Annotated in this window: 25 protein-coding genes, 1 tRNA gene and 1 pseudogene; 20 read left to right on the plus strand and 7 right to left on the minus strand. The window is 65.3% G+C overall.

The features are described 5' to 3' along the window. Nucleotides 1–24 precede the first annotated feature (24 nt). Nucleotides 25–1,340: pseudogene (locus tag ACVILH_RS19720) on the plus strand (adenylate/guanylate cyclase domain-containing protein). A gap of 105 nt (nt 1,341–1,445) precedes the next feature. After that, a complete protein-coding gene (locus ACVILH_RS19725) occupies nt 1,446–3,131 on the plus strand; it encodes a tannase/feruloyl esterase family alpha/beta hydrolase (protein WP_456714380.1) in 1,686 nt (561 codons plus the stop codon). Between the two features lie 3 nt (nt 3,132–3,134). Here the strand turns inward: ACVILH_RS19725 and ACVILH_RS19730 are convergent, their stop codons facing one another. Both ACVILH_RS19730 and ACVILH_RS19735 read right to left on the minus strand, forming a co-directional pair. After that, on the minus strand, nt 3,135–3,593 hold the full coding sequence (locus tag ACVILH_RS19730; protein ID WP_456714381.1) for a DUF488 domain-containing protein: 459 nt from the start codon (nt 3,591–3,593) through the stop codon (nt 3,135–3,137). A gap of 10 nt (nt 3,594–3,603) precedes the next feature. Continuing rightward, nucleotides 3,604–4,443 carry a DUF72 domain-containing protein gene (locus ACVILH_RS19735; protein ID WP_456714382.1) on the minus strand — a complete coding sequence of 280 codons (840 nt, stop codon included), beginning with the start codon at nt 4,441–4,443 and terminating at the stop codon, nt 3,604–3,606. Between the two features lie 155 nt (nt 4,444–4,598). Between ACVILH_RS19735 and ACVILH_RS19740 the strand changes: the two genes are divergently transcribed. The 3 genes from ACVILH_RS19740 to ACVILH_RS19750 all read left to right on the plus strand — a co-directional run bounded on the left by ACVILH_RS19740 (nt 4,599) and on the right by ACVILH_RS19750 (nt 7,714). After that, entirely contained in the window at nt 4,599–4,799 is a 201-nt protein-coding gene (locus ACVILH_RS19740; protein WP_456714383.1) for a hypothetical protein, read from the plus strand. A 267-nt stretch (nt 4,800–5,066) separates the two neighbouring features. Next, a complete protein-coding gene (locus ACVILH_RS19745) occupies nt 5,067–6,200 on the plus strand; it encodes a glycosyltransferase (protein ID WP_456714384.1) in 1,134 nt (377 codons plus the stop codon). Continuing rightward, a complete protein-coding gene (locus ACVILH_RS19750; RefSeq protein ID WP_456714385.1) occupies nt 6,197–7,714 on the plus strand; it encodes a glycosyltransferase family 39 protein in 1,518 nt (505 codons plus the stop codon). The genes ACVILH_RS19745 and ACVILH_RS19750 overlap by 4 nt, the downstream gene beginning before the upstream one ends. Nucleotides 7,715–7,722: 8 nt before the next feature. Here the strand turns inward: ACVILH_RS19750 and ACVILH_RS19755 are convergent, their stop codons facing one another. Beyond that, on the minus strand, nt 7,723–8,523 hold the full coding sequence (locus ACVILH_RS19755; RefSeq protein WP_456714386.1) for an FkbM family methyltransferase: 801 nt from the start codon (nt 8,521–8,523) through the stop codon (nt 7,723–7,725). Between the two features lie 708 nt (nt 8,524–9,231). Between ACVILH_RS19755 and ACVILH_RS19760 the strand changes: the two genes are divergently transcribed. Continuing rightward, nucleotides 9,232–10,443: a tlde1 domain-containing protein gene (locus tag ACVILH_RS19760; protein ID WP_456714387.1), complete on the plus strand. Its 1,212-nt coding sequence runs from the start codon at nt 9,232–9,234 to the stop codon at nt 10,441–10,443. Between the two features lie 980 nt (nt 10,444–11,423). On the opposite strand, the gene ACVILH_RS19765 is transcribed toward ACVILH_RS19760, so the two are convergent. After that, nucleotides 11,424–11,759: a hypothetical protein gene (locus tag ACVILH_RS19765; RefSeq protein ID WP_456714388.1), complete on the minus strand. Its 336-nt coding sequence runs from the start codon at nt 11,757–11,759 to the stop codon at nt 11,424–11,426. Nucleotides 11,760–11,882: 123 nt separating this feature from the next. On the opposite strand from ACVILH_RS19765, the gene ACVILH_RS19770 reads away from it, so the two are divergent. The 10 genes from ACVILH_RS19770 to lepB all read left to right on the plus strand — a co-directional run bounded on the left by ACVILH_RS19770 (nt 11,883) and on the right by lepB (nt 20,249). Then, entirely contained in the window at nt 11,883–12,119 is a 237-nt protein-coding gene (locus tag ACVILH_RS19770) for a hypothetical protein (RefSeq protein WP_456714389.1), read from the plus strand. A 30-nt stretch (nt 12,120–12,149) separates the two neighbouring features. Beyond that, nucleotides 12,150–12,686 (plus strand): HNH endonuclease, encoded by a 537-nt coding sequence (locus ACVILH_RS19775; RefSeq protein ID WP_456714390.1) that lies wholly within the window; start codon nt 12,150–12,152, stop codon nt 12,684–12,686. Between the two features lie 331 nt (nt 12,687–13,017). Continuing rightward, nucleotides 13,018–13,091: transfer RNA gene (locus ACVILH_RS19780), tRNA-His, on the plus strand. A gap of 370 nt (nt 13,092–13,461) precedes the next feature. Further along, nucleotides 13,462–14,613 carry a slipin family protein gene (locus tag ACVILH_RS19785; RefSeq protein WP_456714391.1) on the plus strand — a complete coding sequence of 384 codons (1,152 nt, stop codon included), beginning with the start codon at nt 13,462–13,464 and terminating at the stop codon, nt 14,611–14,613. Between the two features lie 365 nt (nt 14,614–14,978). Then, a complete protein-coding gene (locus ACVILH_RS19790) occupies nt 14,979–15,110 on the plus strand; it encodes a hypothetical protein (RefSeq protein ID WP_456714392.1) in 132 nt (43 codons plus the stop codon). A gap of 203 nt (nt 15,111–15,313) precedes the next feature. Continuing rightward, the gene (locus ACVILH_RS19795; RefSeq protein ID WP_456714393.1) at nt 15,314–16,654 is read left to right on the plus strand and encodes an RtcB family protein; all 1,341 of its coding nucleotides are present in this window, start codon (nt 15,314–15,316) and stop codon (nt 16,652–16,654) included. A gap of 78 nt (nt 16,655–16,732) precedes the next feature. Next, nucleotides 16,733–17,305 carry a 2OG-Fe(II) oxygenase gene (locus ACVILH_RS19800; protein WP_456714394.1) on the plus strand — a complete coding sequence of 191 codons (573 nt, stop codon included), beginning with the start codon at nt 16,733–16,735 and terminating at the stop codon, nt 17,303–17,305. Nucleotides 17,306–17,336: 31 nt separating this feature from the next. Further along, a complete protein-coding gene (locus ACVILH_RS19805; RefSeq protein WP_456714395.1) occupies nt 17,337–17,921 on the plus strand; it encodes a 2OG-Fe(II) oxygenase in 585 nt (194 codons plus the stop codon). A gap of 135 nt (nt 17,922–18,056) precedes the next feature. Continuing rightward, nucleotides 18,057–19,400: an RtcB family protein gene (locus ACVILH_RS19810; RefSeq protein ID WP_456714396.1), complete on the plus strand. Its 1,344-nt coding sequence runs from the start codon at nt 18,057–18,059 to the stop codon at nt 19,398–19,400. Between the two features lie 72 nt (nt 19,401–19,472). Continuing rightward, nucleotides 19,473–20,249, plus strand: a complete 777-nt coding sequence (lepB, locus tag ACVILH_RS19815; RefSeq protein ID WP_456714397.1) for a signal peptidase I — start codon at nt 19,473–19,475, stop codon at nt 20,247–20,249. On the opposite strand, the gene ACVILH_RS19820 is transcribed toward lepB, so the two are convergent. Then, nucleotides 20,246–20,842 carry a cysteine hydrolase family protein gene (locus ACVILH_RS19820; protein ID WP_456714398.1) on the minus strand — a complete coding sequence of 199 codons (597 nt, stop codon included), beginning with the start codon at nt 20,840–20,842 and terminating at the stop codon, nt 20,246–20,248. The genes lepB and ACVILH_RS19820 overlap by 4 nt on opposite strands. Before the next feature lie 141 nt (nt 20,843–20,983). Between ACVILH_RS19820 and ACVILH_RS19825 the strand changes: the two genes are divergently transcribed. After that, entirely contained in the window at nt 20,984–21,826 is an 843-nt protein-coding gene (locus tag ACVILH_RS19825) for a LysR family transcriptional regulator (RefSeq protein ID WP_456717028.1), read from the plus strand. 264 nt (nt 21,827–22,090) lie between these two features. Here the strand turns inward: ACVILH_RS19825 and groL are convergent, their stop codons facing one another. Continuing rightward, nucleotides 22,091–23,731 carry a chaperonin GroEL gene (gene groL, locus ACVILH_RS19830; RefSeq protein WP_006612114.1) on the minus strand — a complete coding sequence of 547 codons (1,641 nt, stop codon included), beginning with the start codon at nt 23,729–23,731 and terminating at the stop codon, nt 22,091–22,093. Between the two features lie 89 nt (nt 23,732–23,820). Continuing rightward, nucleotides 23,821–24,135 carry a co-chaperone GroES gene (gene groES, locus ACVILH_RS19835; protein WP_006612113.1) on the minus strand — a complete coding sequence of 105 codons (315 nt, stop codon included), beginning with the start codon at nt 24,133–24,135 and terminating at the stop codon, nt 23,821–23,823. 381 nt (nt 24,136–24,516) lie between these two features. On the opposite strand from groES, the gene ACVILH_RS19840 reads away from it, so the two are divergent. From ACVILH_RS19840 to ACVILH_RS19850, 3 genes are all read left to right on the plus strand, one after another. Next, complete coding sequence (locus tag ACVILH_RS19840; RefSeq protein WP_456714399.1) at nt 24,517–24,801, plus strand: usg protein; 285 nt, start codon at nt 24,517–24,519, stop codon at nt 24,799–24,801. A 134-nt stretch (nt 24,802–24,935) separates the two neighbouring features. Beyond that, nucleotides 24,936–25,205, plus strand: a complete 270-nt coding sequence (locus ACVILH_RS19845; RefSeq protein WP_456714400.1) for a hypothetical protein — start codon at nt 24,936–24,938, stop codon at nt 25,203–25,205. Then, entirely contained in the window at nt 25,202–25,807 is a 606-nt protein-coding gene (locus tag ACVILH_RS19850; RefSeq protein ID WP_456714401.1) for a zeta toxin family protein, read from the plus strand. The genes ACVILH_RS19845 and ACVILH_RS19850 overlap by 4 nt, the downstream gene beginning before the upstream one ends. Nucleotides 25,808–26,037 lie beyond the last annotated feature (230 nt).

A 26,037-nucleotide genomic window follows, 5' to 3' on the forward strand; every position in this document is an offset into this window, starting at 1 on the left:
GGGCAGGGGACCGGCTGAGGCAAGATGCAGATCGCGCACATAGGAAAGGGGAGCGGTGGGGCGGCGACCGCGCCGGAAGAGTTCAACCAGGCGCTGATGCGCCAGACGTTGAGTACCGAGCTGTTGCGGGTGAAGGCGCTGATCGCGACGGCGACGCTGTTTTTCGTGATCACCATGGCGGTCGACATATTCGTGCCGCGCATCTCGGAATGGATCTGGCCGAACCGAACGCGCATTCTCGATGTCCACATCATCATCGTGGCGTTCATCGCCTTCGAGCTTTTGATCCTGTTCCGGATCAAGGCCCATATGCGCCTCGACCGCGACGTTCCGGTGGTCTGGCGCTACATCAGCGCTCTGGTCGAAACCTCGATCCCGACGCTCGTGCTCATCATGCAGATCGAGGGGATCGGCGCGGACAAGGCGCTCGGCTTCGGCGCGCCGTTGGTCTATTTCATCTTCATCATCCTCTCGACCCTGCGTCTCGATTTCTGGCTGTCGAGCTTCACCGGGCTGGTGGCCGCGGCGGAATTGCTGACGGTCGCGTTGATGGGCCGTCCCTCCATCGATATGAGCCAGCATCCCGAGATCTACTATCACGGCGAGCGCAGCTTCATCATTTTGCTGTGCGGCCTGCTGGCCGGTGCGGTGGGCGTCCAGTTGCGGCGCCAATTCGCGGCCAGCATCCAAGCGGCCTCGGCGCGCGACCGGATCACCGACCTGTTCGGCCAGCACGTCTCGCCACAGGTGGTCGAGCGGCTGATGAAGGAAGGCACCACGGAGGCGCGCGACATCCGCGAGGTGGCGGTGATGTTCGTCGACTTCCGCGGCTTCACCTCGGCAGCGCGATCGAAGGCGCCGCAGGAAGTCGTCGACCGGCTCGACGGCGCCTTCGCCGTGCTGGTCGAGATCCTCGAGCGCCACGGCGGGATCGTGAACAAGTTTCTCGGCGACGGTTTTCTCGCGCTGTTCGGTGCGCCCTTCGAGTCGCGCGAGGCCGCGGTGCAGGCAGTCGCGGCGGCGCGCGAGATGGTCGCGCCGCGATGGAGCGCGTCAATGCCAAATCGTCCTGGCCGCTGCGGATCGGGATCGGCCTTCATCTCGGCGAGGTCGTCGCCGGCAGCATCGGTTCGCCGCGGCGCAAGGAATATACCGTGATTGGCGACACCGTGAACTTCGCCTCGCGCCTCGAGGCCCTGAACAAGGAGTTCGGCTCGCAGTTGCTGATCTCGGCGGAGGTGCGGCAGGCCGCTGGTGACGAGGCCGAGGATGCGGTCTTCCACGGCGAGGTGTCGGTGCGCGGTTACGACCGCTCGTTCGAGGTCTGGCAGCTGCACTAGAACCCATCGTTCATGCTGCCGACGGGCGCGCGGCATCGGCGATTTACATCGCGTCATCTCCGCGCTTAACTGCACCTCAATGAAAAGGGCATCAGGAGGAAACGCATGACCCGAACCAGGACATCGCTTTTGGCCGGGGTGAGCCTCGCCTGCGTGGCGGCCATGGGATCCGCGCGGGCCGAAGACTCTGGCTGCAGCAAGGTGACGGCAGAGGCACTGAAAGTGCCGGGCCTGACTCTGACCGGATCGAAGTTGCGGGAGGCGGCCGACGGACTGCCGCGTCACTGCATCCTTTCCGGCAAGGTCAACGAACGCACCGGCGTCGACGGCCACGCCTATGCGATCCAGTTCGAAATCCGCCTGCCGGAGACCTGGAACGGGCGCTTCCTGCACCAGGTGAACGGCGGCAATGACGGCGTCGTGGTGCCGGCGCTCGGCGACAAGGCTGACGGTCTCGTCAGCGGCGGCGTGACGCCGCTCGCGCGTGGCTTTGCGGTGTTGTCGTCGGATAGCGGTCATTCCGGCAATGATCCCGCCAACAAGCCGCGTGGGCTCGCCGCCGGCTCGGCCTTCGGCCTCGATCCGCAGGCGCGGCGCGACTACGGCTATTCCGCCGACATCACGCTGGCGCCGATCGCCAAGGCGATCATCGCCGAGCACTACGGCAAGAAGCCGGATTATTCCTACATCGCCGGCTGCTCCAATGGCGGCCGCCATACCATGGTCGCGGCCGAGCGCATGCCGGAGCAGTATGACGGCTTCCTGGTCGGCAATCCCGGCTTCAATCTGCCGCGCGCGGCCGTGCAGCACGCGTGGGATGTGCAGGCGCTGACCAAGGCCGATGCCGACATCCGCAAGTCGATCAGCCGCGAGGATGCCAAGCTGATCTCGTCCAAGATCATCGAGCTCTGCGACGGGCTCGATGGTGCCAAGGACGGGCTGACGGCCAACCTGAAGGCCTGCCAGAAGGCGTTCAGCTTCGACAGCCTGCGCTGCGCGGCGGGAGCGACCGATGCCTGCCTCCCGGCGGCCAAGGTCGACGCACTGAAGACGATCTTCGCCGGCCCGCGCAATTCGAAGGGCGAGGCGTTGTATTCGGACTGGCCGGTCGATGCCGGCGTCGGCACCGGCAACTGGCGCGCCTGGAAGGTGGAAAGCCCCGTGGCGCCGTGGAATAATCTCCCGATCATCGCCACCATGGGCGGCGCCTCGCTGAACTACATCTTCTCGACGCCGCCGGTGGAGGTGGAAGGCTCGCCCGACAGGCTGGTCGAGAAGCTGCAGGCCTTCGACTTCGACAAGGACGCGCCGAAGATCTACGCCAAGGATGGCCCGTTCACCGAGTCCGCGATGGACTTCATGACGCCGCCTTCGGTCGATAATCCGACCTTGCCGGCGTTCCAGAACGGCGCGCGCAAGATGCTGATCTATCACGGCCAGGCCGATCCGGTGTTCTCGGTCAACGATACGATCCGCTGGTACCAGAAGCTCGACGCCAACGTGCAGGGCAAGGCGGATACGTTCGTGCGCCTGTTCGCATTGCCGGGCGAGACCCATTGCGGCGGCGGCGTCACGTTGGAAAAGTTCGACGCGCTGGGCGCGCTGATGGACTGGGTCGAGAAGGGCAAGGCGCCGGAGGCGATCACGGCTTCGGTCAATGCTGCCAACAAGGAGCTTCCGTCCACATGGAGCCCGCAGCGGTCGCGGCCGCTGTGCCCATGGCCCAAGTTCGCCAAATACACTGGCGGCGACATCGAGCAGGCGTCCTCGTTCACCTGCGCCGCGGAGTAGCGGCTACACTTGCGGCGCGATAAGGTTCTCGACCCGGACCTTGTCGCGCTCCTCGATGATCTCGGCGATCCATTGCCGGTGGCAGTGGGCGTGGTCGCGCTCGTAGCAGAGCAGGCAGACGGGGCCGGCGGTCTTCACCAGCGATGCCAGCTCGTCCATCTGCTCCCTGGCCTGCGGTGTCTTGAGATGCGCGCTATAGATCTTGTGCAGCTTGTCGTAGTGGCCGCTACGGGCGGCCTCGCGGCCTTCCTTCGGCGTGCCGAGCCCGCGCAGGTGCACATAGGCGATGCCGCGCTCGTCGAGCCCGGCGGCGAGCTGGCTCTTGGAGAAGCCCGGTCGACGCGACGCCGCTACCGCCCGCACGTCGACCAGCAGCTTGACCCCGGCCGACTGCAGCTCGTCGAGCACGGCCTTGGCCGGGGTGTGCTCATAGCCGATCGTGAACAGCGTCTTCTTGGCCATGGCCGCCCCGTCAGCTCACGCGCTCGATCAATTCCATCGCTCCGGTCGGCGCGCGCACCTTGCCCTCATGGATGACGTAGGCGAACACGTCGCGCGGCGTCTTCTTCGCCGGCTTGTCGTCAACCCGCGGCAGATCGTCCGGTTCATCGCCGCCGGCCCATAGCTGCAATCGTTTCGCCCAGGCATCGAGCTGCTTCGGCGGGTAGCAGGTCTTGAGCTCGTCATTGCCCTTCTGCAGCCGCGCATAGACGAAGTCGCCGGTGACGTCGGCGATCGCCGGATATTTGCCATGCTCGGCGAGCACGACCGGCGTTGCGAACTCGCGCAGCAGCGCGATGAATTCGGGCACGCAGAAACTGTCGTGCCGGACCTCGACGACGTGGCGCAGCTTGCGGCCGTCGATCTCGCGCGGCAGCAGCTCCAGGAACTTGCCGAAATCGGCCCCGTCGAATTTCTTGGTCGGCGCGAACTGCCACAGCACCGGACCGAGCCGGTCGCCGAGCTCGAGCACGCCGGTGTCGTAGAAGCGCTTCACCGAGTCGCCGGCCTCCGCCAGCACCTTGCGGTTGGTCGCGAAGCGCGGCCCCTTCAGCGAGAAGATGAAGCCGTCGGGCACCTCGCGCGCCCATTTGCGAAAGCTCTCCGGCTTCTGCGAGCCATAATAGGTGCCGTTGATTTCGATCGAGGTCAGCTTGGAGGCGGCGTATTCCAACTCCTTCGCCTGCGGCAGCTTGTCCGGGTAGAACACGCCGCGCCAGGGCGCGAAGGTCCAGCCGCCGATGCCGATATAGATCTGGCTCTTGGATGCCGAGCTCTTGGATTGCGAGGCGCGTGCAGGAGCTTTGCTCACTGGAGGTTCCGTTGCTGATGGCCGAGCGGTTTTGCGGGTAGAACAGTAGTCAACCGGGCCGGCTCTGGCCAGTTCGGCGGTGTTGCGCAGGCGCTCTTCCAGCGCCCGGGATGCTCGTGTATCCAGGAACAGGGCCGGGAAGGGGAGATGTGGCAATGAGAGCGGAATCGGTCGGTGGCGCGCTGGGCGCGATCGTCGCGGCTGCCGTGTTGGCGGCGGCCTTCTACTATGTGCCCGTGGGGCCGATGGCCCGCCCGGCGCAGCCGGCCAGGGTCGAGGTGCCGCAGACGCCCGTCCAGACGGTCCCCGTCGCGCCGGCCGTGCGCGGGCCAGTCGTGCGCGAGGTTCCGAACTAGGCGGAAGCGCCGGGGGTCTTGAATTCCGGGGGAGGCCCCCCATTTGGGTAGAGACGGTGACGTCGAGCTGTCACGGCTCCGGCACCGAGACGACCACGGCAGAGCGGCTGCGCCGGATGTACGCGCACCCCCTGTTTGTGGTCGTTGGATTTTTAGGGCCGCCTCATCGGGGCGGTGCAGGCCGGCACCACAAGCCGGCCTTTTTGCTTCGCCGGCCGGCTGCCGCGCTTGGCAGTGCAGGGTGCGGCGGATATACGCATCGGCACCATGACCGACGCCATCCGAACGGCCCCGCCAGTGTCCCTGCAAACCGCTGATATTCCGATTGTTTCGGTGGTCGTCCCGACCTTCAACGAGCGCGACAATGTCACCACGCTGTACCGGCGGCTGGAGGCGGCGTTCAAGGACGTGCCGTGGGAGGTCGTGTTCGTCGACGACAACTCGCCCGACGGCACCTGGCAGGTGGTGCGCGAATTGTCGCGTGGCGATAACCGCGTGCGCGGCATCCGCCGCATCGGCCGCCGCGGCCTGTCCGGTGCCTGCATCGAGGGCATCCTCGCCGCCAGCGCGCCCTATGCCGCCGTGATCGACGCCGACCTGCAGCATGACGAGACCCAGCTGCCGAAGATGCTGGCGCTGCTGCAGAGCGGCGCGGCCGAGCTCGTGGTCGGCAGCCGCTACATCGAAGGCGGCAGCGCCGCGAGCTTCGACAGCAAGCGGGCAGGGGCCAGCGCCTTCGCCACCGAGATCGCGCGGCGCGCGCTCAAGGTCGAGGTCAACGACCCCATGAGCGGCTTCTTCATGATCCGCCGCGACCGCTTCGAGCAGATCGCGCCAAAACTCTCGACGCAGGGCTTCAAGATCCTGCTCGACATCATCGCCAGCGCCGAGGGCGGGCTGAAAACGGTCGAGGTGCCCTATACGTTCGGCTCGCGCCTGCATGGCGAGAGCAAGCTCGACTCCATGGTCGCGCTCGACTTCCTCGGCCTCGTGCTGGCGAAGATGACCAACGACGTGGTGTCGCTGCGCTTCCTGTTGTTCGCCATGGTCGGCGGCACCGGCCTCGTCGTGCATCTGGCCACACTCTTTCTCGGTCTCAACCTGTTCGATCTGCCGTTCGCCGAGGCGCAGGCGCTCGGCGCCTTCGTCGCGATGACCTCGAACTTCATTCTCAACAACTTCCTCACCTATCGCGACCAGCGCCTGAAGGGCTTTGGCATCCTGCGCGGCCTGCTCGCGTTCTATCTGGTCTGCTCGGTCGGCCTGCTCGCCAATGTCGGCGTCGCCTTCTCCGTCTATGATCAGGAGCCGATCTGGTGGCTGGCGGGCGCGGCCGGCGCGCTGATGGGCGTGGTCTGGAATTACGCGATCTCCGGATTGTTCGTCTGGCGCAAGCGATGATGTCTGCCACTGCTGGCGACGACACGCGGCTGGTCCGCACCGTCTGGCTGATCATCACGGGCCTCGTCTTGCTCAGGCTGATCGCCGCTGCGGTCACGCCGATCACCTTCGACGAAGCCTATTACTGGATCTGGTCGAAGCATCTCGCCGGCGGCTACTACGATCATCCGCCGATGGTTGCGGTCGTGATCCGCCTCGGCACCTTTCTCGCCGGCGACAGCGAGCTCGGCGTGCGCTGCGTCTCGATCCTGCTCGGCGTCCCCATGAGCTATGCGGTGTACCGCGCGGCCCAGATCCTGTTCGGCAGCGTGCGCGTCGCCGCGACGGCCGCGCTGCTGCTCAACGTGACCCTCATGGCGGCCGTCGGCACCTTGATCGTCACGCCTGATGCGCCGCTGCTGGTCGCATCCAGCTTCGTGCTGTTGTTCTGCGCCAAGGTGCTGGAGACGGGCAGGGGTGTGTGGTGGCTTGCGGTCGGCGCAGCCGTCGGTGCGGCGCTGCTGTCGAAATACACGTCGCTGTTCTTCGGTGCCGCGATCCTGATCTGGCTCGTCGCCGTGCCGAAGATGCGGCCCTGGCTGGCGTCGCCCTGGCCCTATCTTGGCGGCGTCGTGGCGTTCGCGATCTTCTCGCCGGTCATCCTGTGGAATGCCGAGCATCAGTGGGTGTCGCTGATCAAGCAGCTCGGCCGCGCCAAGGTCGAGGATATCAGGCCGGTCTACATCGCCGAGATCATCCCGACGCAGTTCGCCTTCGCCACGCCGCTGGTCTTCATCCTCGGCGTGATGGGCCTCTACGGGCTGGCGCGGCGCCGCGCCGGGGAAGCGGCGGGTCGCGTGCTGATCGAGGCGATGGTCTGGGTCATCGTCGCCTACTTCGCCTGGCATTCGCTGCATGCCCGCGTCGAGGCCAACTGGTTCGCGCCGGTCTATCCGGCCTTCGTGGTGGCAGCCGCGGCCGCCGCGCATCTCGTCGCATGGGGACCGCGCGAGCAGCGCACCGCCGCCTTCTGCCTGCGCTGGGCGTTGCCTGCTGGCGTCGTGATGTTCGTCGCCCTGATCGTGCAGGCCAATACGGGTTTGTTGTCCGGCTACAAGCGCGACGCCACCGTGCGCAGCGTCGGCGTCGGCTGGCGGCCGCTGGCCGCCGCGGTCGAGGCCGCCCGCGTCCGCGCCGGCGCGTCTTGCGTGCTGGCGATGGATTACGGCACCACCGCCTGGCTGTCGTTCTATCTGCCGCCGGGGAGCTGCGTGCTGCAACCGATCCAGCGCATCCGCTGGGTCAACTTCCCGGAGCCTGATCCGGCGAAGCTCGCGGGCACGCAGCTTCTGGTGGATGAGGCGCAGATCGCATCGCGGTTCTACGTCGAGAGCACGTTCGGCCACATCGAGAAGATCGGCGAGGCCCCGCGGATGCGCGGGCCGTTGACGATCGAGACCTACGCCTTCACCGCGCTCAGCCAACCCAAAGGCGAGGTCCTCGACCGCACGCCGCCGCCGGAGCTGCAGCGCTGAGATCAGGCTCAGGCCTGCTGCGGAATGATGTCCGCCAGCGCCTTGTCCCGGCTGTGGATCGCGATCATGTTGATGTCCGCGTCGACGGTCTTGTAGCCGCGGCGATCAAGCCATTGCCGCAACTGGTTCGCATCGGTCTTGATCTTCTCGATCATCATGATCGGCGTGCAGCGCTCGATCGTCGCCGCGGCTCCTTCCAGCGCCTCGATCTCCATGCCCTCGACGTCGAGCTTGATCAGGTCGCAGCGCGGCAGGTTGAAATCGTCCAGCGGCAGCTTGCGCACCTCGACGGTGTCGTTGACGTAGTCGATGGCTTGGCCGATGAACTCTGTATTCGGGCGTTGGCGCAGCTCGAGGCTGCCGAAGCTCGACGGTGTCAGGTAGTTCGGGCTCGGAATGTTCAGCACGCCGCGCTCCGAGGACACCGCCGCATGGATCGCGATCGCATTGAAGCAGTTGTTGATCGCGATGTTGCCGGCGAGCGCGTAGTAGATCCGCTCCTGCGCCTCGATCGACAGCACGGATCCCCAGCCGTTCATCGCCTTCGCCCACTCGATCGTGTGGACGCCGATATTGGCGCCGCAGTCGATCGCCACGGCGCCGTCGCCATGATGCTTGCGGCGCATATGGAGCAGGCGAACGGCGAGATTGACCTCGGCCGGATCGAACGCTCCGGTCTGGAGGATCTGGTAGCCGACACCGTAGCCGCGGTTGGCGTCGACCATGCGATAGTCGAGCCGGTTGACGATCATCGTCCCGTGATTGCTCGCGGCCAGAACGAAGGCCAGCTTCCTGTCGGGAATCTGCATGGAGTCCTCGCGTGTCGTGTGCGGCAGGGGAGCGGACGCGGTACGATTCGCCGACGAAGTATCGCTGAGAATCAGTCCGTACCAAACTGCCGCCCATGGACATGGCGCCGAAAATCCGGAGTGTTACGGATGCGGCCCCCGCGCCGGTGTCGGCCCGGAGGCGCTGCTGATGACGACCGTCCTGATCTGAGCGCAACCAGCCACGAAGCCTGCGTGGAGCTCGACCCGCCGCCCGATCTTTCGATGAGCCATCCGGCCGGTCGGCCCGCGGATTTACGTTGTCAATACTTTCCGGCGTGTCGCGAAGATCGGCGAACTGGCAGCCGGGCAGGGGGCTTTGACCAGCGACAATGACGCCCTTTACCTGATAGGCTCGCTGCAACCTGAGGTCATTGCTCGGACCCCTCCGCCGGTGCTCAATCGTTAACGCGATGTGCGATGTTTTACGGATTTGCGGGATGGTCGAATGCTGCCTCCCCGGAATCGCCCGGTACGGCAATATTGGTCCGATCTGCATTTTTGCCCTGTTTCCGCCCACTTTGATGGCGAAACAGGCGTCCATGGTTAACTCGCCTCTAATCTGCCAAAACTTAATCAGCATTTAACTAAAAGTCGCCTTAATGAAGCTTGGTGCTTCTGCGAGATGCAAAGCGGGTGTCCGTGGCGCATCGCGCGAGAGTTTTCGAGTATTCGTTCGGGCGTGAGTGAATGAGTAAAAGTCGAGCTGCGTTGGCCGCACGAAACCGCAGGAAGTCCTCCCTGGTCGCTTTCTCTCACAAATTGATCGGTGGCGCGGCAGTCGCTTGCCTGATCGGCGGCTGTGCGGTGACGGTCTACACCAAGATCATCGCGGCCGATGCCTATCCGACCCTTGGAAGCATCGAGCAGGACGAGCCCGTCCTGCGCCCGGCGCCGCGGATTGCGATGCGCAGCGCTGCCGATGCCGTGGGCGATGCGTTCTCGGCCTTCCCGGAAAAGCCGGCTACGACCACGGTGGCCGCCATCACGCCGCAGATGTTCAATGACCGCTTCGGCGCGGCCGTGCCGCAGGGCGTCCCGTCCAACGCGTCCGCCGGTGCACCACCGCTGCCGCAGCTTGCTGACGCCGGGCCGAAGCTGCTGGATGCCAAGTCCTTCGATGCCAAGTCCTTCGATGCTAAGTCCTTTGATGCGAAGCCGGCCGAGCCCATGAAGGCCGCCGAGACGCCGAAGAAGGACGTTCGGCCTCCGATGCAGCTCGCACTGGCCAACACGAATTCCAAGCCGTCGCGGCAGCAGCCCGTGACGCCCGCGCAGGCCGCCGAGGCCAATGTGCCGAAGGAAGCCAATCCGAAGGACGGCTTCTCGCTGCGCGCCATGACCGAGCGCGCCAAGGCGGCGGTGCTGTCGATCGCGGGCGAGCGCCATTCGATCCAGGAGAAGCTCTGGGGCAAGCCGGAAAACCAGGATGGTGGCTTGCTCGCCTATGCCTCGGCTGATTCCAATATCACCGCCAGCATTTCCAAGGACCCGACCCGTGGCGGCAGGCCGCCTTACGATCTGAGCACGGCGGTGTACGACATCTCGGCCAAGGCCGTGTACCTGCCAGACGGCACCAAGCTCGAGGCGCATTCGGGCCTCGGCGAGAATCTCGACAGGCCGAGCTCGGAGAAGATCAAGATGCGCGGCGTCACCCCGCCGCACATCTATGAGCTGAAGCCGCGCGAGGCGCTGTTCCACGGCGTGCCGGCGCTGCGCCTGAACCCGATCGGCGGCGAGGATGCCATCCACGGCCGCAACGGCCTCTTGGCGCACACCTTCATGCTCGGCCCGAACGGCGACTCCAACGGCTGCGTCTCGTTCCGCGACTACTACGCCTTCCTCGATGCCTACAAGAACAAGGGCATCCGCAAGCTCGCCGTGCTCGCCCGCATCGACTGAGGCGGGCAGGGGGCGCGTTCTCGCTCTGGCGTTGGTGATCAGTCGCCCGCCCAGCCGCCGCTGTCCGGGATTCACGAACTGGTTTCGCCAGGGACGTCGTCGTCTCATCCTCGATCATTGCACATGACAGCGTCAGCGCTGTTCGATACTGCGCCCTCTCCCCTTGTGGGAGAGGGCAGGTATGGCCCATCCGCGTACGCGGTTGGGTGAGGGGTCTCTATCAGCGCATGGCACTCGCGGAGAGATACCCCTCACCCAACCGAGCATGCTGAACCTTCCTACATGCCCTCTCCCACAAGGGGAGAGGGCACAGTCACTGGCTTCGTGCCGGTCTGCTGATGCGATCGGATTGACTGACAAGACTGATAGTTGTTCCAGTTGCCCGACCGAGGACAGCTACGCATTGTGGGACCTCGAGCAGTGCGTGGTCGAGATCAGTTGCACCATTCAAAACATTCAGCAGCTTTGGACGCGTCGTCGCAGTCTCGCGGCGGATCACGCCCGAGTCATGCTGACGACATCGCCCTCGAAATCGTTGAGAGGGCGCGGGGAATGCCGGGTGAGGGCCTCACCCATGGCCCGCCTGCAACAAGAAAAGCAGGCGGCAGTCACCACAGGTTCAGCCGGACACTCCGGCATTCCCCGCGCGATGGCTTGACGGCTTATACGTGGTCTCCCTGGTGCGCCGGCTGTCTGGCCACCATCGGTCGGAGCATGTCGGGCTCTCGACCTTGACACCAGCTTCGGGGTGTCAGGACATCACGACTTCACCGTGCGCACCGCATCGTTCGTCCGCATGATCAGATCACGCTGCGACCGGCGCGCCCACCGCATCCCGCCCTCCACGTTCGTGACGATCGCGAAGCGCCCCTCTCATGAGGACAAGACGGGACTAGATTGCACGAATTCCGATTTTTGGAAACAGGAATGTTTGCGGCGGATGAGCCGGAGCGGCTGATCCTGTTGAACCGCTTCAACAATCAGTTCTTCTCCGCGTGCGTCTTTGGACTGTCGATCACGGCTCGACGGGTCTTCTGATCAGGACAAGCTCGCAACTGATTTGCCCGACGGGCAATCTGGTTGTTGCAAAATCGCCGCGGTGCGCGGGCGAGAAGCGCTCGTGCCTGACGCTCCGGGCTTGACGGCTTCGGAAAATTCTGCGCATAGCTCTGCCCCATCGAAAACGGACCGCCGCTGTCAGGCGCTCCCTTGAGGACCACGACCGTGTTGAGCTCGAGCTCACATCTCGCGAACGTCGCCACCAACGAACGGCCATTCATCTGGTCGCGCGGTTGGTTCGGCATGTCGTTTGGCATGGGCGTCGCCTGTCATGGTCGTGACCATCTCGCGCTATTCCTGGCCAAACCGAGACTTCACATTTCGGCGGACGTGTAATTCGCGGCGGGATCTCACCCTCCGCACATCGAGCGGAGGGTCGGATGACCCGCATGACGAGCCAAGACGCGCAACAAGACTCGAAGCAAGATCCCGAAATTTGCGACCACGCGCGAGTGCTGTCCTCACCGGTGGCGCTTGCCTTCGTGCGCATCGCGATGGCCTGCCGCGGCGTCAGCGAGGCTGCCGCGCAGCAGATCTACCTCGACTACATCCATGGCGCGGCGAGCGGGCACGCGCCCGGCGACGCCGGCTGTCCTGCCGGGCATCCGCATCAATGAGCCGGCCAGTGCCGAGAAAGGAGGTCGATGATGTCAGCAACACACCCCGCGCTCGTGCTCAACGCCGACTTCCAGCCGCTGAGCTACTTTCCGCTCTCGGTGGTCAGCTGGGAGGACGCGATCAAGGCCGTCGTCAGCGAGTCTCACGTCGTGGTCGCGGAGTACGACCGGGTCGTTCGCAGCCCGAGCGTCACGATGCGGCTGCCCTCCGTGATCGCGCTGCGCGACTATGTGAGGCCTGTGGGGCGCGTACCGTTCACGCGCTTCAACGTCTTCCTGCGCGACCGCTTCGAATGTCAGTATTGCGGTGGCCGCTATCTCCATGGCGAGCTGACATTCGACCACGTCGTGCCGCGCGCTGATGGCGGTGAGACGTCGTGGACCAACATCGTCGCGGCCTGCAGTCCCTGCAACGCGCGCAAGGACCGGCGCTACCTCAAGCCGCGGCGGCCGCCGTTCGCGCCGACACGGCACGATCTGATGGCCGCGCAGCGCCTGTTCCCGCCGCGTTTCCTGCATGAGACATGGCAGGATTATCTGTATTGGGACGTGGAGCTGGAGCGGTGATGACACGCAAGCCGGCGCCGTGATCGGCGCCGGCTTGCACTTGCGTCTTTCGAGCTCGCGCTGCGCATGCGGCAATTGGGCGGCGTCTGCGCTGATCACGAGGGTCTAATCAGAATATTTGGCAAAGCTACAAACTAATACTTGTCTGATCGTATCAGTTGATCTATGTGCACCATCCTTCGCTTCGGCCATGGGTTCGGGCTCGCTGAGATCCCGACTGGTGCGCGCCGGTCTCCGGTGGCGTATTTCGCTGACGTGAGGATGCGCGTCGAAGCTCATGGTGAGCATCGGGTGAGAGCCCGACGGCATCGGTTCGAATCCGATCGGCACACAATGGATAGCTCAGTTGGTTAGAGCAGATGACCATGAATCATCCTGTCGCGGGTTCGACTCCCGCTCCAGCGCTTCGGTTTAGCCTGAAAAGCTAATCGCCTCTGACGAGGATCGGGCGCGCGCTTCAGTCGCGGTCCGGCCGTTTTGCCCGAAAGGGCAGCTCGACCAGATCAGGACACTGTAGGACCAGCTCTGTGCCGCGGCGGATACCGCGCCGGATGCGGTCGGGAAGGCTGCGTAGCGACGTCTCCCGCGCAAGCGGGGCCGCCGCGCGCGTGCGCCCGCCATCATTCGACGCTCAAGCCTCGGCCCGCTCGGTTCACGCAGGAAGCGCCGTCCGGTCCTCACGTCCTTTGAATTTCAAATTTGCTGCGGGCGCAGGCCGGCAGCCAACAGAGCAGGCGCCCGGCAAGAGGCCGGGCCTTGCAGCAAGGAGAGTGCCATGAGCTGGCATGTCATGACCAAGACGGTGACGGTTGCGGATGGGGAGCGGGCGCTGGTCTGGCGTGATGGCCAGCTCGTGCGCGCGCTCGGCCCTGGCCGTCATGCGCTGCTCGATCCCTTGCACCGGCTGACGGTGCAGCTGTACGACGTGGTCAAGGCCGAATATTCGGTTGATCGCTACGCGGTGCTGAAGGCGGCGCGGCCCGATCTCGCCGCTGAGCTGTTCGCGGCGGTTGAGACCGGCGCGAACGAGATCGCGATCGTCAGCCTCGATGGCCGTCCGACGCATCTGCTCACGCCCTGGCAGAGCCGCGTCTACTGGAAGGTGGCGACTGCGGTCGAGGTCGAGCGGATCGACATCACCAGTGACGTGCGCGTGAGCGCGCGGCATCTGGCGATGATCGAGCGCAACCGGCCGGGCATCGTGACCGAGGCCGTGGTCGAGAACCACGAGGCTGGTCTGCTGCATGTCGACGGCAAGCTGACGGAGCGGCTCGTGGCGGGCCGTCACGCCTTCTGGGCGGTCGGCCGCAAGATCGAGGTCAAGCGCCTCGACCTCAGGCCGACCGCGCTCGAGATCACTGCGCAGGAGATGCTGACTAGGGATCGCATCGCGCTGCGGGTGACCTTGACGGCGTTCCGGCGGATCGTCGATGCGGAGGCCGCGGTGGCGACCACACCGGATGTGGATGCGTGGCTGTACCGGCTGGTGCAGTTCGCGATCCGCGAGGCGGTGGCGTCACGCACGCTCGACGAGGTGCTGGCCGCGAAAGCCTCGCTCGATGCCGAGCTGCGCGACTACGTGCGTGCGCGTCTCGGCGGCTCGGGCGTGGAGGTGACGGAGCTCGGCGTGAAGGACGTGATCCTGCCCGGCGAGATCCGGGACCTCGTCAACAAGGTGGTGGAGGCGGAGCGGCTGGCTAAGGCCAATTTGATCCGTCGCCAGGAGGAGACCGCGGCGACGCGCTCGCTCCTGAACACTGCGAAGTTGATGGGGGAGAACCCGCTGCTGCTGCGGCTCAAGGAGCTGGAGTCGCTGGAGCGCCTGGTCGAGAAGGTCGGCCGCATCGACCTGCATGCCGGTGACGGTGCGGGCTTGGATGCGCTGCTGACGCGGCTGGTACGGCTGAAGGCGCCGGATGCGGCGTGACGGCTGCATCGCGATACAACTAATGAGAAAGGCCGCCTACGGGCGGCCTTTCGTTTGTTTGTCTGACGCCGCATGGACTGTGCGTAGGGTGGGCAAAGCGACGCCAACGGCGCGGCCCACCCTTGGCGCAGATCGCGCGGCGAGACGGTGGGCACGCCGCCTTTGCCGTCTCGATCTTAGAGAGGGCGCGGCTGCGCCTTTGCCCACCCTACGGCGTCGGAGTGTGGAATCGTAGTGATGAGTTCGGCCGAAGCCACATCGTGATGAATTCGAGCAGTTATCTCGCGTCGTCACTTTACAAAACTCAAAACCCCCTGTATCTCCACGCGCCAAGTTACACGCGGATGATCCGCAGCGAGAGACCCATGTCGTATCCGACGCCACGCCACATCAAGGACAGCGCGCTGCCGCAATCGCGGTGCCGTGATCTGGTCCTGCGCGTGCCGGCGGTCTCCGCGGCCAACGCGCTATCCGTCAATATTAGGCTGATTGCCTAACGCGGCAGCGGGATCGTCCCTCTGCCATTCCGGCCAGAGCGACGATCGTCCCGAGACTGGGCTCCCCGTGCGGAGCTCCCCTCAACTCAGATCCATCTCTTGGCCTGCACCAACCGCTTGCGCGACCGTTCGCGCGAGCGTCGACCATGGAGCCGCTGTGCTGGCGCTCCGTGGCCTGCATGCGAGCAAGAGAGGAGGATCCGATGCGAGCCGATCCCTACAAAGACCGAGCGCGAGAGCTGGCCATCGCGGCGGGGCTCGATCCGGATGCGCGGATCGAACGGCCGGGGCAGCGCTCGATGCCGTTGTGGTGCACGTTTCGTGACGCCGCGCGCAAGGAGCAGCTCGCGCGCGAGGCGGAGGCGCTCGCCGACACGGTGGCGAGCCGGCCGCAGGCGGCGCAGTATCAGAACAGCCCGCTGAAGGTGTTCGGGACGCACGAGGACGCGACCATCGCGCAGATGCGCAACTGCATGAGCGTGGGCAACGCCGTGGCCGGCGTGATCTGCGCCGACGGCCATCTCGGCTATGCCCAGCCGGTCGGCGGCGTGATCGCCTATGAGAAGCAGATCAGCATCTCCGGCGTCGGCTTCGACATCGGCTGCGGCAACATGGCGGTGCGGCTGGACACGCCGTTCAGCGCGATCGAGGACAAGGTCGGCGCGATCATCAAGGACGTGTCGAAGGTGATCTCGTTCGGCGTTGGCCGCAAGAACGCCGAGCGCGTCGAGCATGAGCTGTTCGACGATGCCGATGCTTGGCGCGACTCCGACATGGGCGAGTACCGGCAGAAGGCGGTCGGGCAGCTCGGCACGGTCGGGTCGGGCAACCACTATGTCGATTTGATGCGCGACGAGGACGGCTTCGTCTGGATCGGCGTGCATTTCGGCAGCCGTGGTCTCGGCCACACTTCGGCGACGCGCTACCTCAAGGCGGCCGGCGGCAAGGACGGCATGAACGTGCCGCCCGCCGTGGTCGACGAGGACTCGGAGGTCGGGCAGCGCTACATCGCCGCGATGCAGCTCGCCGGGCGCTATGCCTATGCGGGCCGCGAGTGGGTGGTGGAGCGCGTGCGCCAGATCATCGGCGGTGCGGTCACCGACAGCGTGCACAACCACCACAACTACGCCTGGCGTGAGACCCACGACGGACGTGATTTGTGGGTGGTGCGCAAGGGCGCCACGCCGGCCTTTCCGGGCCAGCGCGGCTTCGTCGGCGGCTCGATGGGCGACAACGCTGTCATCATCGAGGGCGTGGAGTCGGAGGAGTCCAAGGCCTCGCTGTACTCGACGGTGCACGGGGCCGGGCGAATGTTCGGACGGCGTGAGGCGAAGCGTCGCTTCACGCGCGCCGAGATGGACGCCTGGCTGCAGAGCCGCGGCGTCACCTTGATCGGCGCCGACCTCGACGAGAGCCCGATGGCCTATCGGCGCCTGCCCGAGGTGCTGGCCGAGCATGCCGGCTCGGTGAAGGTCGTGCATACGCTGCGGCCGTTCGCCGTGGTGATGGCCGGCGAGGGCGAGTTCGATCCGTTCAAGGATTGAGCGGGCGCTCGGCTGAGAACGTATCGAAACATCACGGGCCGCTCATGAGCGGTCCGTCATCTCCCGGAGGATCTGATCATGACCGAGCTGAGCTGGCACGCCGACAACATCGAGACGATCTCGGGCTTCCTCTCCGTGGCGGAGTGCGATGACTACATCCGCCTGGGTGAGCAGATGGGGTTCGAGGAGGCGACATTGTTCGCGCCGCGTGGCGTCAAGGATCATCGCAACAATGATCGCGTCCTCCTCGACGATCCCGTGCGCGCGCAATCCTTGTACGACCGTCTCGCTCGTCATCTCGCACCGTCCTTCCAGCATCGCTGGCGGCCGGTCGGGCTGAACGAGCGGCTGCGGCTGTATCGCTATGACATCGGCCAGAAGTTCGAGTGGCATCGCGACGGTCATTTCGAACGCGACAATGGCGAGCGCAGCCAGCTGACGTTCATGGTCTATCTGAACGACGGATTCGAAGGCGGCGGTACCTCGTTTTGCGACGACACGGGCCTGATGCCGGACGGTCCGCTACGGATCACGCCGGAGCAGGGAATGGCGCTGCTGTTCCATCACCCGATCATGCATCGGGGTGATCCGGTGACGCGAGGCCGCAAATACGTGCTGCGCACGGACGTGATGTATCGGCGGACGACGTAGGAACGACCGACCCGAAAAGTGGGAGTGTCACATGAGCGAGATCAGGTGGAGAGCGAAGAACGTCGGCACGATCTCCGGATTCTTGTCGGCCGCCGAGTGCGCTGAGTATGTCCGGCTCGGCGAGACGATCGGATTTGCCGAGGCGCCGATCTCGACGCTGGACGGGATGGTGATGATGAAGGATGTCCGCAACAACGACCGCGTCATGGTCGATGACCAGGCGCGCGCGCTGGCGCTCTATGATCGGCTCTCCGGTCATCTGGCGCCGCGATTCCTGAAGAAATGGACCCCGTGCGCGCTGAACGAGCGGCTGCGCCTCTATCGCTACGACGTCGGGCAGAAATTCGACTGGCATCTGGACGGATACTTCGAACGCGAGAACGGCGAGCGGAGCTACTTCACGTTCATGGTGTATCTCAATGACGACTTCGAAGGCGGGGCGACGTCGTTCAGAGACGGCTATGGCGGAGCTGCCGTGGGCGATCCCTTCCAGATCACGCCGGAGCGGGGCATGGCGCTCTTGTTCTATCATCCCATCATGCATCGCGGTGATCCGGTGACGCGAGGCCGCAAATACGTGCTGCGTACGGACGTGATGTACAGGCGCATGACGTAAGGCCGGCACGCTCTGTCCGCACGTCACTGCGCCGCGCGCTCCGGAATCACAGTGGAGAGGGAGGCGACGGCTGCGGCGGTGAACGCAGGCGCCGCATGCTGCAACAAACGAATTCGAGTAGACACGAGACCTGCCATGATCGACGGAAACACTCTGATCGCCTGGGGCTTCAAGCCGGGCCGTTGGTTCAAGGACGCCCTGGCCACCGCGAATGCGATGCGCGCGGAGGGCGCGGATGACGACGCGATCTTCGTCGCGCTGCAGGCGTTGCAGCCGGCGGAGGCGTTGATGCGCACCAATGGCGTGCCGTTCGCGATGCTGATCGAGGCCGAGACCGAGGTCGAACGGGCCAATGTCGCGGCAGTGGCGCAGCACATGGATGCCTTGATGCGGGTGCCGACCATCGTGGCCGGCGCTGTGATGCCCGACGCTTGCCCGTCGGGCACGGCGCTGGGCACGATCCCGGTCGGCGGCGTGGTGGCCTGCGAGGATGCCATCCATCCGGGCTTTCATTCATCGGACATCTGCTGCTCGGTCGCGGTGACCGTATTCGCGCGCAAGGACGATCCCAAGCGCATCCTCGATGCGGTCAGCGCCGTGACTCATTTCGGTCCCGGCGGCCGCGACCGGCTGCACCAGCCGCCGGACGAGGTGATGCAGGGCTTCGACTCCAACCCGTTCCTGAAGGGGCTGGAGCGCTTCGCCGTGGGCCACTTCGCCACGCAGGGCGACGGCAATCACTTTGCCTTCGTCGGCCATTTGAAATCGACCGGGCAGGCCGCGCTGGTGACGCATCACGGCTCGCGCGGCTTCGGCGCGCAGCTCTACAAGCGCGGCATGGCGGCGGCCAAGCGGCACGCCGCGATCCACGCGCCGAAGGTCCCGGAGCACAGTGCCTGGATCAAGGCGTCGAGCGACGATGGCCGCGCCTATTGGGAGGCGCTGCAGACGGCGCGGTTGTGGACGCGCGCCAATCATCACGCGATCCACGATCTCACGGCCGCCAAGCTCGGCAACGCCGTCGCCGACCGCTTCTGGAACGAGCACAATTTCGTCTTCCGGAAGAGCGATGGCCTCTACTACCACGGCAAGGGCGCGACGCCGAACTGGTCCGGCTTCTCGGCCGATGATGACGGCCGTACGATCGTGCCGCTCAACATGGCCGAGCCGGTGCTGATCCTTGGGCATCGCGACAACAAGGACGCGCTCGGCTTCGCGCCGCATGGCGCCGGCCGCAACCTCGGCCGCAAGGCGTTTTTGCGCGCGCATCGGCCTGAAATGCCCGACGGCATCGACGCGCGGTTCTATTGCGGCAAGCCCGATTTGTCGGAGCTGCCGCAGGCCTATAAGAACGCGGCCTCCGTGCGCGCGCAGATCGCCCGCTTCGGGCTCGGCGAGGTCATCGACGAGGTGATCCCCTACGGCTCGATCATGGCCGGCGATTGGGAGGACGATGCGCCGTGGCGCAGGAAGCGCTGATCGTGGCGCGCAGGTGATTGCGCAGCGCGCGGTGTTCGGTCATCCTGGCAATGCGATCGGATGGGGGACAGCGTGACGAGCTTGGATGCGGGAGAGATCAGGCCGAAGCAGGAGCCATGGTGGGCGATCCTGGGCATCTTCATCGCGGGTTTCGCGGCGCTGTGCCTGCTGCTGGCGTCGCCGATGCTGATCCGCAACTTCCTGTATCAGCCGTTCAATGCGCCGTCCGGCTCGATGAAGCCGACCATCCTGGTCGGCGACTACTTCTTCGTGTCGAAATATGCCTATGGCTACAGCCGTCTCACCTGGCCGCTGCCGTGGCCGACCGGTCTGTCGCCGTCCGCTCGCATCTTCGGAGCGACGCCGGCCCGCGGCGATGTGGTCGCATTCTTTCTGCCGAAGGACACTGCCACCGTCTACATCAAGCGTGTCGTCGGGCTGCCCGGCGACACGGTCCAGATGAAGGACGGCGTGCTCTATATCAACGGCGCCGCCGTGCCGCGCGCGCGGCTGGAGGACCTGATCGGACTCGATGCCTGTGGCGGGGGTGCCCGAGAGCGCGTCAAGCGCTGGCGCGAGACGCTGCCCGACGGGGCGAGCTACGAGACGCTCGATTGCGTCGATCGCGGCTTCCTCGACAACACCAGCGTCCACGTCGTCCCGGACGGAAAATTGTACGTGATCGGCGACAATCGCGACAATTCCACCGACAGCCGTGTGCTCAATGCGATCGGCGACGTGCCGATCGAGAACGTCATCGGCCGCGCCGCGATGATCTATTTTTCGCTCGCGGCCGAAGACAAGTCTCGCGGCATTCGCTTCGGGCGGATCGGGACCGTGATCCGCTAAACCAGCGCAGCGCCGTCGCGCGCGATGATCGCGAAGCGGTCGGACAGCTCGGCCAGCGCCACCTCGTGGATCAAGGCGGCTTGCAGGGTGCTGCCCTTGCCGTCCGGCAGGTCGCGCGTCGCGCAGCTCTCGGCATCGACGGTGACGCGCCAGCCGAGATCGAGCGCCGCGCGCGCGGTCGACGACACGCACATATGGGTCATGAAGCCGGCGAGGACGAGGTTCTTGCGGCCGGCGGCGGTCAGGCGCGCCTGCAGATCGGTGCCGGCGAAGGCGTTCGGCAGCGTCTTTTCGACGATCGCCTCGCCCGGCAGCGGCGCAACGGCGTCGGCGATCGCGCCGCGTGGCGCTGTGCGGTCGAACAGGCTGCCTTCCTTGCCGCGGTGCGCGACGTGAATGACCACGCTGCCGGCAGCGCGGGCGCGCGCGAGCAGGCGGGCGGCCTGCGCAATCGCCGCTTCGACGTTGGGCAGCGCCAGCGGGCCGCTGCGATACTCATTCTGGATATCGATCAGCACGAGGCTGGACTGCGCGAGGGAGGGGAGGCTGAGGTCGGCACCGGCAAGCTGCAGCAGCGTCGAAGGCGTGGTCATGGCGAGGTCCTGCGGATTGAGTTGACGAGGGCATGCTAACCGGGATAGCAGGCTGCAGGAATGCAGGTGTTTGCAGCCACTGGCTGCGGGATTGCAGGCGCTCCCCGAGCGTGCTAGCGGCGGAGCATGAGCCCGAGCGATCTGAATTGGGACGATCTGCGCATCATCGCCGCGGTGCATGGCGCCGGCAGCTATGCCGGCGCGGGCAAGCGGCTGCGCATCGACGAGACGACGGTCGGCCGGCGGCTGGCGCGGATCGAGTCCGCGCTCGGCGTGCGGCTGTTCGAGGCGATCGACGGGGTGCGCCGGCCGACACCGGCCTGCGAAAAGGTGGTCTCTCATATCGAAGCCATGGCGCACCACGCCGCCGAACTCGCGCGTGTCGGCGCGGCGCAGGCGGGCGTGACCGGCCGCTTCCGCATCGCCGCTACGCCTGCGGTCGCCGAGAGCATCCTGGCGCCGCGGCTTGCGCCGATTTTGACCGCCCATCCCGGCTTGCGGCTGCAGCTTCTCAGCGCGAGCCACAATGTCAGCTTCTCACGCTGGCAGGCCGATTTCGCGATCCGGCTGCGCAAGCCGGAGAAGGGCGACTTCACCATCACCCGGCTCGGCAGTCTCAGCCTCTATCTGATCGAGCCGGCAGGCGCGGTGCCGAGTTTTGTCTGCGGCTACCCCGACGAGCTCGATGCAATCCCCGAGCAGCAGATCCTGAAGCAGCGCAAGCTCATCGATGGCGCGCGCTGCATCACCGACAATGTGCGGGTGATGTCGGAAGTGCTGAGGAGCGGACAGGCCCTCGCCGTGCTGCCCGAACATGCCTGCCGCGATCTCCTCGACGATGCATCGCTGCGCGTGACGCAACTGCCGAGGCGCCGCGACGTCTGGCTGCTGGTGCAGACGCATCTGAAGCGCGATCCGGCCGCCCGCGTCGTGATCGACTGGCTGCGCGGCTGCTTTGCCGACCGCGGATCTCAGGATCAGTAGGGTGGGCAAAGGCGCTGCCGTGCTGTCTCCACAGACGAGGGCGCGGTGGCGCCGTGCCCACCATCGGCAGCGAGCTCATCAGCAAGACGGTGGGCACGGCGCGCAACCGTGTGCCACGAACGCGCGGCGCGCCAGGCGCCTTTGCCCACCCTACACATTACGCACTTGGCGCGGCGGATGCTGAGCGCAACCGGGTGACTCCCGCACAAACGAAAACCCCGGCATCGCTGCCGGGGTTTTGCAACTATCAGATGGCGCGTGAACTTAGAAGTCCATGCCGCCCATGCCGCCGCCCGGGGGCATCGCGGGGCCGCCGGCGTTCTTCTTCGGCAGCTCGGCGACCATCGCCTCGGTGGTGATCAGCAGGCTTGCCACGGAGGCGGCGTTCTGGATTGCGGTGCGCACGACCTTGGTCGGGTCGATGATGCCCTTGGACACCATGTTCACGTAGTCGCCCGACTGCGAGTCGAAGCCGTACGCATACTGCTCCTTCTCGAGGATCTTGCCGACGATGACCGAGCCGTCCTCGCCCGCGTTGATGGCGATCTGGCGGGCCGGAGCGGAGAGCGCCTTGCGGACGATCTCGACGCCGGTCTTCTGGTCCTCGTTCTTGGTGCGGACACCCTTGAGCTGCTCGGAAGCACGGAGCAGGGCGACGCCGCCGCCCGGCAGGATGCCTTCCTCGACAGCCGCGCGGGTCGCATGCATCGCATCATCAACGCGGTCCTTGCGCTCCTTCACCTCGACCTCGGTCGCGCCGCCGACGCGGATCACCGCGACGCCGCCGGCGAGCTTGGCCAGACGCTCCTGCAGCTTCTCACGGTCGTAGTCCGAGGTGGTCTCCTCGATCTGCGCCTTGATCTGCGCCACGCGCGCCTCGATGTCGGCCTTCTTGCCGGCGCCGTTGACGATCGTGGTGTTCTCCTTGTCGATCATCACCTTCTTGGCGCGGCCGAGCATGGAGAGGTTGACGTTCTCGAGCTTGATGCCGAGGTCTTCCGAGATCGCCTGGCCGCCGGTCAGGATCGCGATGTCCTGCAGCATGGCCTTGCGGCGGTCGCCGAAGCCCGGCGCCTTGACGGCAGCAACCTTCAGGCCGCCACGCAGACGGTTGACGACCAGGGTGGCCAGAGCCTCGCCCTCGACGTCCTCGGCAACGATGACCAGCGGCTTGCCGGTCTGCACCACGGCCTCGAGCAGCGGCAGCAGCTCGTTCAGCGACGACAGCTTCTTCTCGTTGATGAGGATGTAGGCGTCGTCCATCTCAACGCGCATCTTGTCGGCGTTGGTGACGAAGTAGGGCGAGATGTAGCCGCGGTCGAACTGCATGCCCTCGACGACGTCGAGCTCGGTCTCGAGCGACTTGGCTTCCTCGACCGTGATCACGCCCTCGTTGCCGACCTTCTTCATGGCGTCGGCGAGGAACTTGCCGATCTCGGAGTCGCCGTTGGCGGAGATGGTGCCGACCTGGGCGATCTCGTCGTTCGACGTGACCTTCTTGGAGTTCTTGACGAGGTCGGCGACGACCGCCTCGACTGCGAGATCGATGCCGCGCTTCAGATCCATCGGGTTCATGCCGGCGGCAACCGCCTTGGCGCCCTCGCGGACGATGGCCTGGGCCAGCACGGTCGCGGTGGTGGTGCCGTCGCCGGCCGCATCAGCGGACTTCGAGGCGACCTCGCGCACCATCTGCGCGCCCATGTTCTCGAACTTGTCGTCGAGCTCGATCTCCTTGGCGACGGTGACGCCGTCCTTGGTGATGCGCGGCGCGCCGAACGACTTGTCGAGGACGACGTTGCGGCCCTTCGGACCGAGCGTGACCTTCACGGCATTGGCGAGAATGTCCACGCCGCGCAGCATGCGGTCGCGGGCTTCGACGCCGAACTTTACGTCTTTCGCTGACATATTGGGTTTCCCTGAGTTGAATTGTCTGTCTCACCCTTGGCAGGGCGCCCGCAGGCGCTCCTCAGGGGTGAGCGTTGTGCGAGCTTGGATCAGGCGGCCTTCTTCTTGGCGCCGGCGTCGGTGATGACGCCCATGATGTCGCTTTCCTTCATGATCAGCAGCTCCTGGCCGTCGATCTTGACCTCGGTGCCCGACCACTTGCCGAACAGCACGCGATCACCGACCTGGACGTCGAGCGGAACCAGCTTGCCGCTCTCGTCGCGGGCGCCGGGGCCCACCGCGATCACTTCGCCCTGCGAGGGCTTTTCCTTGGCCGAGTCGGGGATGATGATGCCGCCAGCGGTCTTCTCTTCGGCGTCGATGCGCTTGACCACGACGCGGTCGTGAAGCGGACGGAAAGCCATACAGTCCTCCTAAGCAATTGAAGCGATTGTCAGTTTCTGGAGATTTGGCAGTCGGTGCCGGCGAGTGCCAGCACGCGGGCTGGATTTAGGGGAGAGTTTCCAGCCGGGCAAGGCCTTGTAGCAGAAAAATTAGCAGTCAACTGCGCGCTCTGCCAAAGCGTTCCGATAGCGTTAACACGGGCGGAACGAAACGCGAAACACCGTATTAGCACCCGGGCTAAGTCGCTGCTAATGCAGCATTTTTCAACAAGCCGTTAAACATTTAGGCTTGAGATGGGTTGAGGACATGCGTCACATTTCTTTTGCAGTGAGCGCATCTTTGCCGGGTGGCTCCATCCCGGTTGGCCACGCGGACATGCGCTCCAGAAACGGAGGGTTGGCATGGTGTCGAAGGTTGAGGTTTCCGAGGACTTTCGGAAACAGGTGCTGGGTTACGGGCTGACGACCGCGCGCATCCTGTACCGGATGCCGGATCATCCCTCACTGCTGCAGACCTATGTCTGGCAGAACTACGACCTGTTTCCGAAATTTCCCGCGCTGCAAGACTTCCTGGCGTTCTGGCAGGAGAGGCTGGAGGGGCCGCTGTTTGCAGTCACCGTCGCCCACTCCAAGCTGATCAAGCCAGCCGAGCTGCGCGCCGTGGATGGTGTGTTCCGGCTGCACTGACCGGATATCTCTGGCCTGGTCACCTGTCGTCAGGGTAGCCCATCGGCCCGCCGAAGTGAGGCTCGGCGGGTGGCCGTGGCTGGAGTTTTCCCGGCGCACGGCTTATGTTTAAGGCTGCTGTTAGGACGATCGAGATGCGCAAGCGAGCCGTAGATCTGTCATTGGCCGAACTGGCGGCGATGGGGGCCAATGCCTCCCTGGAGGCCGCCCAGAAGGCCTACAAAGCCGGGCTTACCGTGACGGGCATCGTCGACGTGCGTGATGGCGATCGCTTGGTACCCCTGCTGGCCGAACGGCGTCCGTCCGGAACCGTCTCGGTCGTTGGCGCGGCGACAGTCGAGCGTGAGCCGGAGGCTGACGACTCGATCTCTCGTCGTCCGGATCTCGGGAAGTTCGCGGGTTGAGCGAGCCGCCCTTCCTGTTGGTGCTCGCCGGCCCCAATGGATCAGGGAAGAGCACGCTGACCGACTATCTGATCGAGGCAGGTCTCGATTTTGGATTTTACATTAATCCGGATGTGATCGCCGCAGCGCTCCTGACTCCGGAGCCAAGCCGTTCCAAGGAGGCGCAGCAGATCGCCGATCATCACCGCGCGCGCTGCCTCGATGCCCGGATCGACTTCAGCTTCGAGACCGTGATGTCTCACCCGAGCAAAGTTGAGTTCATGGTCCAGGCCGTGGATGCCGGATATGAGGTTACGCTCTACTTCGTCTGTACCTCCGATCCCGAGATCAACGTCCGCCGGGTCGAGAACCGCGTCAGCCTTGGCGGACATGCGGTGCCCCGCGACAGAATTGTTGCACGCTATTGGCGATCACTGAACCTGTTGTGCCATGCAGCGCTCGTTGCCAATCGCACCGTGCTGTTCGATAACAGCGCCCTGGTGGGTTACCGCGCCAACGTCCTGTTGCCGCAGCCGCTTAACGGCCTAAGGCCCGTATGCGAGATGACGGGGAATGGCCGGGACTATGCGATCTCGCTGGTGCGGACCCGCCGGACTGGGTGATCGACTTTCTCTTGAGGCCCATCGAAGAGCTGGCTCGAAGTCCCGACAGCGGGATCACGTTGAAGGTCGAGCGCAAGCAGGGACCATTGGCTTAGCCGTGACGATTCGGCGGCATGTTCCTGCTGCACTGAGCGGAAGGCCACCGCGGCCGCCCCGCAATGACGGTTGCGTGTGGAGGCCCTGCTGAGCTTCTCCAATGTGTGCTATCCTTGCGCTGAGGACCCGCAGGG

This window comes from Bradyrhizobium sp. USDA 4353 (assembly GCF_054063215.1).

Bases quoted from the DNA above. Each gene is read 5' to 3' on its own strand.
- ACVILH_RS19725 (WP_456714380.1), top strand. From the start codon at position 1,446: ATGACCCGAACCAGGACATCGCTTTTGGCCGGGGTGAGCCTCGCCTGC.
- ACVILH_RS19730 (WP_456714381.1), bottom strand. From the start codon at position 3,593: ATGGCCAAGAAGACGCTGTTCACGATCGGCTATGAGCACACCCCGGCC.
- ACVILH_RS19740 (WP_456714383.1), top strand. From the start codon at position 4,599: ATGAGAGCGGAATCGGTCGGTGGCGCGCTGGGCGCGATCGTCGCGGCT.
- ACVILH_RS19745 (WP_456714384.1), top strand. From the start codon at position 5,067: ATGACCGACGCCATCCGAACGGCCCCGCCAGTGTCCCTGCAAACCGCT.
- ACVILH_RS19750 (WP_456714385.1), top strand. From the start codon at position 6,197: ATGATGTCTGCCACTGCTGGCGACGACACGCGGCTGGTCCGCACCGTC.
- ACVILH_RS19755 (WP_456714386.1), bottom strand. From the start codon at position 8,523: ATGCAGATTCCCGACAGGAAGCTGGCCTTCGTTCTGGCCGCGAGCAAT.
- ACVILH_RS19760 (WP_456714387.1), top strand. From the start codon at position 9,232: ATGAGTAAAAGTCGAGCTGCGTTGGCCGCACGAAACCGCAGGAAGTCC.
- ACVILH_RS19765 (WP_456714388.1), bottom strand. From the start codon at position 11,759: ATGCCAAACGACATGCCGAACCAACCGCGCGACCAGATGAATGGCCGT.
- ACVILH_RS19770 (WP_456714389.1), top strand. From the start codon at position 11,883: ATGACCCGCATGACGAGCCAAGACGCGCAACAAGACTCGAAGCAAGAT.
- ACVILH_RS19775 (WP_456714390.1), top strand. From the start codon at position 12,150: ATGTCAGCAACACACCCCGCGCTCGTGCTCAACGCCGACTTCCAGCCG.
- ACVILH_RS19785 (WP_456714391.1), top strand. From the start codon at position 13,462: ATGAGCTGGCATGTCATGACCAAGACGGTGACGGTTGCGGATGGGGAG.
- ACVILH_RS19790 (WP_456714392.1), top strand. From the start codon at position 14,979: ATGTCGTATCCGACGCCACGCCACATCAAGGACAGCGCGCTGCCGCAA.
- ACVILH_RS19795 (WP_456714393.1), top strand. From the start codon at position 15,314: ATGCGAGCCGATCCCTACAAAGACCGAGCGCGAGAGCTGGCCATCGCG.
- ACVILH_RS19800 (WP_456714394.1), top strand. From the start codon at position 16,733: ATGACCGAGCTGAGCTGGCACGCCGACAACATCGAGACGATCTCGGGC.
- ACVILH_RS19805 (WP_456714395.1), top strand. From the start codon at position 17,337: ATGAGCGAGATCAGGTGGAGAGCGAAGAACGTCGGCACGATCTCCGGA.
- ACVILH_RS19810 (WP_456714396.1), top strand. From the start codon at position 18,057: ATGATCGACGGAAACACTCTGATCGCCTGGGGCTTCAAGCCGGGCCGT.
- ACVILH_RS19820 (WP_456714398.1), bottom strand. From the start codon at position 20,842: ATGACCACGCCTTCGACGCTGCTGCAGCTTGCCGGTGCCGACCTCAGC.
- groL (WP_006612114.1), bottom strand. From the start codon at position 23,731: ATGTCAGCGAAAGACGTAAAGTTCGGCGTCGAAGCCCGCGACCGCATG.
- groES (WP_006612113.1), bottom strand. From the start codon at position 24,135: ATGGCTTTCCGTCCGCTTCACGACCGCGTCGTGGTCAAGCGCATCGAC.
- ACVILH_RS19840 (WP_456714399.1), top strand. From the start codon at position 24,517: ATGGTGTCGAAGGTTGAGGTTTCCGAGGACTTTCGGAAACAGGTGCTG.
- ACVILH_RS19845 (WP_456714400.1), top strand. From the start codon at position 24,936: ATGCGCAAGCGAGCCGTAGATCTGTCATTGGCCGAACTGGCGGCGATG.